This is a genomic window from Corynebacterium heidelbergense (assembly GCF_028609845.1).
Classification (GTDB): Bacteria; Actinomycetota; Actinomycetes; order Mycobacteriales; family Mycobacteriaceae; genus Corynebacterium; species Corynebacterium heidelbergense.
Map to the genome: position 1 here is coordinate 1471883 of NZ_CP063191.1, position 12316 is coordinate 1484198.

At 66.6% G+C, this 12316-nt stretch carries 9 protein-coding genes; 4 read left to right on the forward strand and 5 right to left on the reverse strand.

The genetic code is table 11. The features are described 5' to 3' along the window. Positions 1–4: 4 nt before the first annotated feature. The gene (locus CHEID_RS06535) at positions 5–1381 is read right to left on the reverse strand and encodes a DHA2 family efflux MFS transporter permease subunit (RefSeq protein WP_238599325.1); all 1377 of its coding nucleotides are present in this window, start codon (positions 1379–1381) and stop codon (positions 5–7) included. A gap of 9 nt (positions 1382–1390) precedes the next feature. Next, entirely contained in the window at positions 1391–2071 is a 681-nt protein-coding gene (locus CHEID_RS06540) for an NUDIX domain-containing protein (protein ID WP_112769563.1), read from the reverse strand. A gap of 138 nt (positions 2072–2209) precedes the next feature. On the opposite strand from CHEID_RS06540, the gene CHEID_RS06545 reads away from it, so the two are divergent. Further along, positions 2210–4843 (forward strand): carboxylate--amine ligase/circularly permuted type 2 ATP-grasp protein, encoded by a 2634-nt coding sequence (locus CHEID_RS06545; protein WP_112769564.1) that lies wholly within the window; start codon positions 2210–2212, stop codon positions 4841–4843. Positions 4844–4854: 11 nt separating this feature from the next. Next, on the forward strand, positions 4855–6708 hold the full coding sequence (locus CHEID_RS06550) for a S9 family peptidase (RefSeq protein ID WP_273661016.1): 1854 nt from the start codon (positions 4855–4857) through the stop codon (positions 6706–6708). Here the strand turns inward: CHEID_RS06550 and gatA are convergent. Both gatA and gatC read right to left on the reverse strand, forming a co-directional pair. Next, on the reverse strand, positions 6705–8210 hold the full coding sequence (gene gatA / locus CHEID_RS06555; RefSeq protein ID WP_112769566.1) for an Asp-tRNA(Asn)/Glu-tRNA(Gln) amidotransferase subunit GatA: 1506 nt from the start codon (positions 8208–8210) through the stop codon (positions 6705–6707). The genes CHEID_RS06550 and gatA overlap by 4 nt on opposite strands. A 56-nt stretch (positions 8211–8266) precedes the next feature. Then, positions 8267–8572: an Asp-tRNA(Asn)/Glu-tRNA(Gln) amidotransferase subunit GatC gene (gene gatC, locus CHEID_RS06560; protein ID WP_112769567.1), complete on the reverse strand. Its 306-nt coding sequence runs from the start codon at positions 8570–8572 to the stop codon at positions 8267–8269. An 85-nt stretch (positions 8573–8657) separates the two neighbouring features. On the opposite strand from gatC, the gene CHEID_RS06565 reads away from it, so the two are divergent. Together CHEID_RS06565 and CHEID_RS06570 are read left to right on the forward strand one after the other, a co-directional pair. Beyond that, entirely contained in the window at positions 8658–9320 is a 663-nt protein-coding gene (locus CHEID_RS06565; protein ID WP_112769572.1) for an ACT domain-containing protein, read from the forward strand. Between the two features lie 69 nt (positions 9321–9389). Further along, on the forward strand, positions 9390–10700 hold the full coding sequence (locus CHEID_RS06570; protein ID WP_181645918.1) for an alpha/beta hydrolase: 1311 nt from the start codon (positions 9390–9392) through the stop codon (positions 10698–10700). Between the two features lie 17 nt (positions 10701–10717). Here the strand turns inward: CHEID_RS06570 and ilvA are convergent, their stop codons facing one another. Next, the gene (ilvA, locus tag CHEID_RS06575) at positions 10718–12289 is read right to left on the reverse strand and encodes a threonine ammonia-lyase, biosynthetic (protein ID WP_112769569.1); all 1572 of its coding nucleotides are present in this window, start codon (positions 12287–12289) and stop codon (positions 10718–10720) included. Positions 12290–12316 lie beyond the last annotated feature (27 nt).

Here is a 12316-nt window from a genome sequence, read left to right on the forward strand (position 1 = left end):
GTAGCTAGTCCTCGGCCCCGCGCCATGCGGACCACACGCCGATGGCCAGCACCACGGCGGCGGGGATGAGGGATTGGCCGAAGGCCCCCGGGGACCCGACCGCGAGGCGCCATTGCATGACCGCCCCGATGACGGCGGCTCCCGTCACGGCGCCGAGCTGGCGGGTGGAGTTGTACATACCGGAACCGGCGCCGGCCCACTTGTGCGGGAGGTCCCGCAGCGTCAGCGTGGAGTTAGGCGCCCACACCCCGGCGTGGCCGAAGCCCATGAGGGTGGTGACCGGCAGGATCCACCACTGGCTTACGCCGGGGCGCAAGACGAGGACGAGCAGGGCCACGGTGAGCACCATGATGCTGAAGCCCACGATGGCCACCGGGCGGGGATCCGTGCGGTCCACGAGTCGGCCCACCAGGGGCGCGCAGATCATGGAGACGACGGACATGGGAACCACCATGAGCCCGGCGCGCATGGGGCTGAAATGGTGCACCTGCTGGAGGTACAGCATGATGGGCAGCATCATCCCGGCGACGGCAAAGCCCATGGCCGCGATGCCGATGTTGCCGAAGGCGAAGCTGCGGCGGGCGAACAGCGGGAGGGGAAGGAGGGGTTCACGATCGGTTTTGGCGGCGGCGGCTTGGCGTCGGATAAAAAGGGCGGCGATGCCCACCGCGGCGAGCATCCCGGCAAAGATCCACCAGGGCCAGCCTGTGGTCTCCCCCTGCTGGATGGAGAAGATGAACAGGAACATGGCCACGACGGACAGGGCGATGGACAACGCGTCGATGGGCCGCTTCAGCAGCGGGAAGGTGGGCACGAACTTGGCCACGGCGACCACGGAGATCACGCCAATGGGCACATTCACCAGGAAGACCCACTGCCAGCTCAGCAGGGAGGTGATCACTCCCCCCAGCAGGGGGCCGACCAGCGTGGACAGCCCGGCGGTGGCACCCCAGACCCCCAAGGCGGCACCGCGGCGGTCCCGGGGAAAGATGCGGTTTATCACGCTCATGGTCTGCGGGGAGAGCAGCGCAGCGCCGAGCCCCTGGGCGGCACGCGCGATGATGAGCCACGTGATGCTGGGGGCCAGACCGCAGGCCAGGGAGGACAGGGTGAACAGCACCATGCCCAGGATGTAGACGTTCTTCGGCCCGTACTTGTCCCCCAACCGGCCGGTGACCAGTAAGGGTACGGCGAAGAACAACAGGTAGGCGCTAGTGACCCAGATGACCTCGTTGTAGGTGGCGCCGAGGTCCGCCTGGAGGGCGGGGGTGGCCACGGCCACGATCGTTTGGTCCAGCAGGATCATGAAGAAGCCGACGCACAGCGCGATGAGCGCGCGCCAGGGCCGCACGTCCGACCCCGCCGGAGATTTTTCGGTCATAGCGCACATTTATAGCTGGCGTGGGTCCCCGGCCGTGACGGCGGCCAGGACCTCCTCCAGCTCCGGCAGGGAGGCGGCAAACTCCGGCATGAGGTCTAGCTGGGCTAGATCCTCCAGCGGCCACCATTTGAGGTCTTGGCTTTCGGCGGTGGCGTTGAGCTCCAGTTGATGCTGGGCGCGGGCGATGACGGTGGTGTAGGTCCAGCGCGTGGCGCTGTGATCCGGCACCTCCCACCAGAACCGGGCGTTGAGGCCGAACACGGCCCTGCCCCCATGCTCGGGGTGGGTGATCGGGCGTGCCTGTAGCTCGGCACGGGGGTCCGTGGCGCCCAGGGCTTGGGTGAGCAGCTCCTCGTCCCCGGGCTCCGTCGGGCGGCGGCGCAGGACGTGGTCCAGATCCATCGTGGAGGTGACCAGGGAGGCCAGGATCTCCACGTCCTGGCCGCGCACGCCGGTCTCCTCCCAGGTCTCCCGCAGGGCCGTGTCCTCCGGGGTCTCCCCCACGTCGCAGGCTCCCCCGGGCAGGGCCCACGTGCCCCCGCGGTTGGTCCACATCGCCCGGTGCTGCATGAGGACCAGCGTGCGGCCCTGCGCGTCGCAGGTGGTGAGGAACAGGCCGGCCGCGCCCATCGTGCCCCAGCGGCGGGACCCGTCCAGGCCGACGGCCCAGCCATCTCCGGTGTAGTTCATGCCCGCTACCCTACGCGCGCGCCGTGTTTCCGCCGCGTCACGAATGCGTGAACTGGGGGCGCGGATCGCCGGGGGCTGCTGCTGTGACGGCTAGGCTTGTACTACCTATTCCACGCCATTCCCCGACGAAAGCACGCTATGAATGCACCTATTCGGACCCGTAACCGAACGATCCGAGTGGAGGAGGAGTTTCAGCTCATCGACACCGCAACGCGGTGCATGGCGGCCCGGGCGCGGGACATCGCCGGAACTCGTCCCACCACCGGCTTCACCCCGGAGATGCAGGAATGCGTGGTGCAGTCCGCCAGCGCCGCGCACGCCAGCGTGGAGGATCTGACCCAGGACCTCCTGGACCGCCGGGCGGCGCTCAACGAGTCCGCCGCCGAGCTGGGCCTGGCCATTGCCGCGGCGGGAACGGTGCCGATGGCCTCCAAATCCACCGTGGAGGTCTTCCACAACGAAAGCTTCCGGAAATTGTCGGCGGACTATGGCCTGCTGGCCCGCGAGCAGTTGGTGTGCGGCACGCAGATCCACGTGGAGGTCGCGGATCGGGACGAGGCCCTCGCCGTGGCGGCGGGGATCAGCCGCTACCTGCCGCTGCTGCTGGCGCTCAGCGCCTCCAGCCCGTTCAACTCGGAGGGGCAGGATACGGGCTACGCCAGCTCCCGCTACTTGGCCTGGGCCCGCTGGCCCACCACCGGCTCCCACCCCCCGGCCAGCACCAGCGCGGAATACGACGCGCTGGTCTCCGGCCTGGTGGAGGCCCGCGTGATTTCGGGGCCCAGCATGATCTATTACGATCTGCGCCCCTCCCAGCAGCGCAACGGCCTGGAGCTGCGCATCGCGGATGCCTGCCCCTCGGTGGATACCACCATCACCATCGCCGCGCTCTTCCGCGCGTTGGTGGAGCGGGAATCTCAAATGGCCACCCCCACCCCGCCGCTGAACCCGGCTATCCAGCGCGCGGCGTCGTGGCGGGCGGCGCGCTTCGGCATGGAGGGGGATCTGCTGGATCCGGAGACCTCCGCGCCGAGGAGCGCGCGGGAGGTGCTGCTGGACCTCGTGGAATTGCTGCGCCCGCAACTGACCGCCACCGGGGATTTCGAGCGAGTGGATGCGCTGGCTCGCCGCGCGGTGATGGCCGGCTCCAGCGCCTTCCGCCAGCGCCGCGCCCTGCGCCGCCGCGGCCGACCGGACGACGTGATGGACCTGCTGGTCGCGGAAACGGCGAGTTCCACGGATTCCACGCAACTGTTCAGCACGGACGAGGACGTGTTCAAGGCCTACGTCCCCATCGAAGGCGTGGAGATGGATCATTTCACCGACGAGGCCTTCGATGCCGCGGGCCTGCCGCGCGACCTATACAAGCAGACGGTGGAGGCGGCGACTCGATTGGGTCCGGTGGGTCTGCGCACCCAGCAGGTCAGTGCGGAACGCGATCTCACGGTGCGGGGCGTGACCTTCCGCGTGACTGGGGAGAGCCACGCCCGCGCCTTCTCCATGGACATGATGCCGCGCATCATCGACCAATCCACGTGGCGCCACCTGTCCACCGGCGCGGAGCAGCGGGCGAAGGCCATCAACGCCTTCCTCAACGACGTTTACGGGGAGCAGGCCATTTTGCGCGACGGACGCCTGCCGTTGGACATTTTGGATAAATCCCCGGGCTATCGCCGCGCGGGTCAGACGGCCCTGCGCGGAAGTGTGCGCAATCACGTCAGCGGGGTGGATCTGATCTATTCGGAGCGCAATGGTTGGCAAATTCTGGAGGACAATGTGCGCATGCCCTCCGGGTTGACGTTCGCCCTGGAGGCGCGGGCAATGTCCCAGCGCAACTACCCGGAGTTGTTTGACACGGCCCCGGTAGGCCTCAACGACATCTCCGGTTGCTATTCGATGTTCTACGACACGCTGTTGGCCGCGGCACCTCCGGGGGCTGGGGAGGACCCGCACATCGTCATCGCCAGCCCGGGCCAGCACGATCCCAGTTTCTTCGAGCAGGTGCAGATCTCGGAGGCGACGGGCATCCCGATTGCTACCCCGGATCAGTTGGTCGTGGAGGATCACGTGGCCTACGAGGTCTCCAGCGGTTCCCGGCGCCGGGTGGATGTGGCCTACCTGCGCCAGGATGAGGAGATGTTCCTCACGTCCCGGGGCGCCGATGGGGAGCCTTTGCGCTATCCCATTCAGTCGGCCATTTCGGCGGGGCATTTAACGATTGCTAATGCGCTGGGCAATGGGATCGGGGACGATAAGGCAATTTACGCCTTTGTGCCGCAGATGATCGAGTATTACCTCGGGGAAAAGCCGTTAATCAATCACGTGCCCACGTATTTGTGCTCTATTCGCGAGCAGCGGGACATGGTCATCGAGCGCTTGGACGAGCTGGTGGTCAAGCCCATCGACGGCTATGGCGGCTCCGGCATCACGATTGGCCCGGAGGCCACCGACGAAGAGCTCGCGCTGCGGCGGGAGGAGTTGCAGGTCCGCCCGGAGCAGTTCATTGCCCAGGAGGTGGTGAGCTTGTCCACCCTGCCGACGTTCGAGGGCGTGAGCATGCAGCCCCGGCACGTTGATCTGCGGCTGTTCACCCACCTGCGGGCCGGTTCCGGGCCGGGCGAGTTGACCGCGGTGACCGCTCCGGCGGGTCTGACCCGGGTGGCGCCCGCCGGTTCTCTGGTGGTTAATTCTTCTCGCGGTGGCGGGGGTAAGGACACGTGGATTGTGGTTGAGGACGCCACCAACCCCAGCGCGGCCTCCACCGCCCCGTAGAATCGACGCTCGTGCGTCATACCTACGGCCCCTCACTGTCCCCCAACGGCGACGAGATCGCGTTCATCGTGCGGGGGGATGAGGGGTTTCCCTATGCGGTGCAGGCCCCCCTGCTGCCGAACGGGGTGGGGGCGGAGCGCCCGGTACGCATCCCCGTGGAGGGCCCGGTGACCCGGCTGATGCACTCCCCCGACGGGCGCTGGTTGGCCCTGGAAGTGGCCCCGCTGGGTACGGAGCGTTCGGAGATTTGGCTGGTCACAACGGATCCCTCCGATAGCGGGGCCACCCTGGTGCGCAGCCCCGGGGATGCCCGCGTCTCCCTTGTGGAGTGGGATGGGCAACACCTGGCGGTCGCGGCTTTCGGCGCGGACGGGGTCACCGAGGGTCGGTTGGTCAACCCCTTTACCGGGGAGTACCGCGTGCTGGATCGGCGAGCCGACGGCATGCTCGTGGATGCCGAGAATGGCTACTCCCTCATGCGCGTGGGCCCGCGTGGCAACCGGGAGTTGTTGCTCAACCACCCCGATGGTTCCTGGCACCCGCTGCTCCCCCCGGATCCGGGGAGCACGGTGGACGAGGGAATCATCCTGCCCTTCACCCGCGGGCAGGAGCACCCGACGCTGCTCGTCGCCGGGGACTGGGGCGCCAACCGGCGGCGCCTGCTGCACATCGTGGTGCGCGAGGGCACCCCGGAGTGGAGCGTGTTCATGGCCTCCGCGGGCTGCGATGTAGAGCACGCGGTGGTCAGCCGGGACGGGTCCACGGCGGCGGTCACGTGGTCCGCAGATGGGGTATCCACGCTGGAGATCGTGGTCCTCGGCACGGATCTGCACCCGGCCTCCCGCCAGGAAGTGAAGCTGCCGGGGATGGTGACCTCCGGGCTGTCCATCACCGACGACGGCTCCCTGCTGGCGGTGACTGCGGAAGGTCCCAATCTCGCGCCCTGCGTGGACATCATTTCCACCCGCACTGGGGAGATCGACTCGTTGGACAATGTGCCGGATACTCATCACGAGATCGAGTTGGCGTCCCGAAGAGAACAAGACCAACCCCACCCGGCCCGCCGCACCCGGGACGACACCCCGGATTTGCTGCGCTACACCGCCCGAGACGGCCGCGAACTCAGCGGCTGGCTGTACCGGGGCCTCGATCCCCGGGGACGGCGGGTGCGCGGTCGCAAGCAGCCCGTTCTGCTGCTGTTCCACGGCGGGCCGGAGGGGCAATCCCGGCCGGACCACCACGACGTGATCAGCGAGGTCATTGGGGCTGGAGTGAGTGTGTTCACCCCCAACATCCGGGGTTCTGCGGGCTATGGGCGGGACTTCGTGCACGCCGATGACCGGTACGGCCGGTTCGCCGGGATCACGGATGTGGCGGATACGGTGGCCTTCCTCGTCGGCGCGGAGGTGGCGGACCCGGAGCGGATTGTCATCTCCGGGCGCAGCTACGGCGGCTTCCTCACGCTCATGGGCCTGACCCAATTCCCGGAGCTGTTCGCCGGGGGCATCTGCGCCTGCGGCATGAGCGACCTGCACACCTTCTACCGGGATACGGAGCCGTGGATCGCCAGTGCCGCCTACCCCAAGTACGGCTACCCCATCCAAGATGGGGAGTTGCTCGGCGAATTTTCCCCCTTGAGCCACGCCGATGCGGTGCGGGCACCGGTGCTATTCATCCACGGGCGCAACGACACGAATGTGCCGCCGAGCGAGATGTTTCAGATGCGCCAGCGGCTAGCGGAGCGCGGGATGTACACGGATTTGCTGTACTTCGAGGACGAGGGCCACGAGTTCGTCAAACGCCAGAACCGGGCCCTCATCGGCCACCGCATGGTGGAGTTTTTAGGGCAGTGCGGGCTGCTCTAACCCCGGCCGGCTTCGAAGGCGGCGCCGACGCGGTACAGCCGGTCGTCGCCGTGGGCGGGGCCCATGAGCTGGAGGCCGGCGGGCAACTGTGTATCCTCCGCCAGGCCGGCCGGCACGGACATGCCGCACACGCCCGCGAGGTTTAGGGGCAGGGTGAACAGGTCGAACAGGTACATCGACAGGGGGTCCCCCACCTTTTCCCCCAGGCCGAAGGCCGTGGTGGGGGTCACCGGGGCGGCAATGACGTCCACGGTCTCAAAGGCCTTGGCGTAGTCCTGCGCGATAAGGTTGCGCACGCGCTGGGCTTGCAGGTAGTAGGCGTCGTAATAGCCGACGGACAGGGCGTAGGTGCCCATCATGATGCGGCGCTTAACCTCCGGGCCGAAGCCCTCGGAGCGGCTGAGGCTCATCACCTCGTCCGCGCTGCGCGTGCCGTCGTCTCCCTTGCGCTGGCCGTAGCGCATGCCGTCAAAGCGGGCCAGGTTGGAGCTCACTTCGGAGGGCAGGATGAGGTAGTAGGCCTTCACCGCGTGGTCGAAGTTGGGGCAGTCCACCTCTACTAGTTCCGCGCCCTGGCTTTCTAGCTGTTCCAAGTTGCGGCGGTGAAGCTCTAGTACACCGGGCTGGAGGGCCTCCGGGCGCTCGAATTGCTTGACGATGCCCACCTTCACGCCGCTGAGGTCCCCGCTGGCGCCCTGGCGGGCAGCTTTCACGACGGGAGCTACCGGGCGGGTGGATGAGGTCGAGTCGTTCGCGTCGTGGCCAGCGATGACCTCGTGCAGCAGAGCCGTGTCCAGTACCGTGCGGGCCGTGGGTCCCCCCTGGTCCAGGGAGGAAGCGCAGGCGACGAGTCCGTAGCGGGAGACGGTGCCGTAGGTGGGCTTGACCCCCACGGTGTCGGTCAGCGCGGCCGGTTGGCGGATGGAACCACCCGTATCCGTGCCGATGGCCAGGGGGGCCATCCCGCTGGCCAGGGCCGCGGAGGAGCCGCCGCCGGAGCCGCCGGGGGTGCGTTGCAGGTCCCAAGGGTTGCGGGTGGGCCCGTAGGCGGAGTTTTCCGTGGAGGATCCCATGGCGAACTCGTCCATGTTGGTTTTGCCCAGAATGGGGATGCCCGCTGCGCGCAGCTTGAGGGTGACGGTGGCATCGTAGGGGCTGCGGTACCCGGCGAGGATTTTCGAGCCGCAGGTGGTGGGGGCATCCGTGGTGGTGAACACGTCTTTGAGCGCCAGGGGCACCCCGGCGAGCGGGGAGGTGGGCTCGTCCCCGCTGGCCAGGGCCTCGTCCACGGCGGTGGCGGCGGCCATGGCCTCGTCGGAGCTGACGTGCAGGAAGGCGTTGATGGAACCGTTGGCTTCCGCGATGCGGTCCAGGTGGGCCCGGGTCACTTCCGCGGAACTGATCTCGCGGGAGTGGATCTTCTCCGCCAGCTCGGCCGCGCTCCAGGTGGTGAAGTTCGAATCCGTGCGCTCACCGACAGTCATGCGGTTCGGGGTGCTCATGGCAGTTGGGGTTCCTTACTCCTTGTGCGGGGGGAATTGGGTGCTGGTGGGGTGGACTAGTCGCCGAGAATCTGGGGCACCTGGAAGCGCTGCTGAGCTCGCTCGGGGGCCTGGTCCAGTGCCTGCTCGGCGGTCAGCGAGGGGATCACCACGTCCTCTCGCATGACGGACACGTCGCCGTCCACGTTTTGGGTGGGGTGGCTCAGGGGTTCCACGCTGGAGGTGTCCACCTCCCGAATGGCCGCCACGTGCTCCACAATCCCGTCGATTTGGGCTGCGTATTCGTTCAGCTCCTCCTCGCTGAGCTGCAGGCGGGCCAGCCTGGCCAGGTGAGATACGTCGTCGCGGGAGATTTCAGACATGCGGTCTACTTTAGCCAGCTAGGACGCGGGCCGCGCGGGTGGGGCTGGAAGCTGTAGCGGGGGTGGCTCCTCTACTATGTGGGGCATGACCTTCCTGATGCGTGTGCGTATGCCCGATGCCCCCGGCACCCTCGGCTTGCTGGCCGCGGCGCTGGGCTCGGTGTACGGCGACATCCGGGGAGTGGACATCGTGGGCCACGACGTGGATGGCACGGTCGTGGACGATGTGGTGGTGGCCCTGCCCTCCGGCCATCTGCCGGACGCCCTCATCACCGCAGCGCAGGAGATTGAGGGCGTGTTCGTCGATTCGATCCGCCCCTTTTCCGGGACGGTGGACCGGCGCGGTCAGGTGCAGATGCTCTCGGAGGTGGCAACGCGGCGCCGGACCCGCGCGGAGGCACTGGACAAGATGATGACCGCCCTGCCGCAGACGATGACGGTGGGCTGGGCCATCGTGTTGGACTCGGACCCGGTAACGCACCGGATAGCGGCATCCTCGGCCGCACCGGCGGATAACGGCAAAACCTTTGACTTCCCCTTAGCTACGGAAGCCCGCACCCTGCACCCCGACAACGATGCGTGGATCCCTGCGTCCTGGACAGTGTTGGATTCTGCCCTAGCCGCAACCCCGGTGGCGGGAACCTCTTTGCTATTGGTGGTGGGCCGTCCGGGCGGGCCAGACTTCCTGCTCAGCGAGGTGGAACATCTTCGCCAAATGGGCACGATAGTGGGGGCTTTCTTCGCCTAGGCCAACGTAATCGACCCTGGGCGGCTAGCATCTGCAATCATGCACACTGGGGTGGAGACGTTAGTGCAGATGCCCAGTCACATTTCGCTCATCGACGGCTGGTTTCCCACCTCCGTCCAAATCGCCGTCTTGCTCACCGCCGTTTTAGCCTTCTGGCGTAGGGGGCGGCGTTGGTGGCGGGTGTGCTTGCCCTTGGCCGCGGGTGTGGGTGGTCTAGTGGCGTTGGGGTTGCGCTTCTATTCCATCTCCCAGGGGATGAGCGCCGCTCCTCTGCCGTGGATCCTGTGGGTCTGGTGCGGCCTAGGTGCCGCGGCAGTGGTGGTCGGCGCCGTGGGGTGGACCTACGGCAGGCATTGGCAGCAGGTCTCGGCGGTGGCCTGCGTTTTGCTCTCACTTTTGGCCGCGGCGCACGTTCTCAACCAGTGGACCGGGTACGTCAGCACAGCCCGCCAGGCCTACGAAACAGCAGTGGACGCTCCGCTGCCCGGGGAGGTTCCTCTCTCTGCTTTGGAGGACATGCACAGGGATCCCCCGCGTAGCGGCGTTTTGGTGCGGGTAAACGCGCCGTCGGTGGCGTCTGGAATGAAACACCGTCCGGAAGTGGTGTATCTTCCCCCGGCCTGGTTCGCCGGGCCCCACCCGCCACAATTGCCAGTGCTCGTGCTCATCGGCGGGGCCTTCAACACCCCGGCGGATTGGGTGCGTTCGGGGCACGCCGATGTGGTCGCGGATCGCTATGCCGCAGCGCACGATGGTTTCGCGCCGGTGCTGGTCCTGGCGGATGTCTCCGGTTCCATGGGGACGGACACGGAGTGCGTGGATGGCCCCCGGGGCAACAGCGCGACGTACGCCACCCAGGACTTACCGCAGTATATTCAGGCCACCTTCGGCACCTACCCGGGTTCCTCCGGCTGGGGTATCGCGGGATGGTCCATGGGCGGGACCTGCGCCATCACGCTTACCACGGCACACCCGGAGGTGTACTCCACCTTCCTGGACATCGCCGGGGATCTAGCGCCCAACGCGGGCAACGAGCGGGAGACGCTAGCGCGATTGTTTGCCGGGGATGTCGCCGCCCGGGACCGTTACGACCCGGCCACGGCGATGCGCACCCACAGCCCCCTGGATTACGCGGGCGTGACGGGCCGTTTTGTGGAAGGTAAGCCTGTGGGCGGCACGGAGGGGTTGGCGGAGCTGACGCAGGAGCAGGCACAGCGCTCCCAGGCCCCCGGAGAGGTGCTGTGCCCCCAGGCTCGGGCGGCAGGGATCGACTGCGATGTCGTCACCACCGATCTGCCGCACCAGTGGGGCCTGGCGGAGGCACAGTTCGAGGAGCAGTTCGGGTGGCTATCGAACCGTCTGTTCGCGAACCTGTCCTAACCGTGACGGCACTGCGGCTAGTTACTAGCAAGGAAGAATTCGTAGGCCGGGCTATGGGTCACCTCAGTGACGGGGTAGCCCAGCTCGGTAACGTGGCTTTGGAATTCCTGGTCCCCCGCCACTCCTTCGAAGGCCGCGAGAATGCGGCCGTAGTCCATGCCGAAGCTGCGGTAGTGAAAAGCGGTGACATTCCAGCGGGTGCCCAGGACCTCCAAAAATCTCTGAAGGGCCCCGGGTTGTTCAGGAAACTCGAAAGCGAACACGGATTCGTTGACGCGGGCGGGGGGTTGCCCGCCGACCATGTAACGGACGTGTTCCTTCGCTATCTCGTCATCGGAGAGGTCCACCACACCGTATCCGGCGTTACTGAGGTCTGCGTGAATGGCCGTCCGTTCGGAGCGACCTTCTTTGAGCTGCACGCCGACGAAGATCTTGGCGGCGTGGCCATCGGCGCGGTCGCCAACTCGGTAGTTGAATTCGGTGACGGCGCGGCGGCCAAGAACGTTGCTGAAGTGGAGGAACGCGCCCTTGGCCTCGGGGATGGTGACGCCGAAGATCGCCTCACTGCCCTCGCCGAGCTCGGCACGTTCGGAAACGTAGCGCAGAGTGTGGAAATTAACGTTCGCACCGGAGAGGATGTGAACGAGGGTTTCCCCTTCCAGCTCATGCTCAGCGGCGTAGCGCTTGAGTCCGGCGAGGGATACGGCTCCTGCGGGCTCGGCGATGGCGCGCGTGTCATCGAAGATGTCCTTCATCGCTGCGGAAATTTCGTCGGAGCTGACGGTGATGACGGCGTCGAGGTTGTCCCGGCAGAGGCGGAACGTTTCGGAGCCGATGGTCTTTACGGCTACGCCCTCGGCGAAAAGACTGACACGCGGAAGGTCAACAGGCTTCCCGGCTTCGAGCGCAGCGGTCAGGCAGGCGGACTCTTCCGGTTCTACGCCGATAACTTGAATGTCTGGGTTAATCTGTTTGATCAGAACGCTCGTGCCCGCTGCAATGCCCCCGCCTCCTACGGGCACGAACACGCGGTCCACATTGGGATTGTCTTTGATGATCTCAAGCCCGATGGTGCCTTGGCCCGCAATGATGGCCGGATCGTCGAAGGGAGGCACCCAAATCATGCCGTGTTCTTCGGCAAGCTGCTGGGCATGTCCCTTGGCCTCATCGAAGTTGTTCCCGTAGAGCAGAACATCACCACCGAAACCCTCGACAGCGGCGATCTTGATCGCAGGGGTGATACGGGGCATCACGATGATGGTTCTGATGCCCAGTTCGGTACCGGAAAGGGCTACACCTTGGGCGTGGTTGCCGGCTGAGGCTGTGATGACGCCCGCGGCCCGTTCGGCTTCGTTGAGCTGTGCCATGCGGTTGAATGCGCCGCGGATCTTGAAGCTGTGCACGGGCTGCAGGTCCTCACGCTTGGCGAGAATGCTGTTGCCCAAGCGGGTTCCTAGGACTGGCATGGTTTCTAGCGGAGTGTGCTTGGCCACCCGGTAGATAGGGGATGCGACGATGTTGCGCAGGTAGTGGTCCCCGGTGCTGGGGTTCGGGGCGCTAGAGGAAGTCGCAGGGGTTTCGGCGGGCATAGGCGCCCATTATAGGAGGCACGGTAC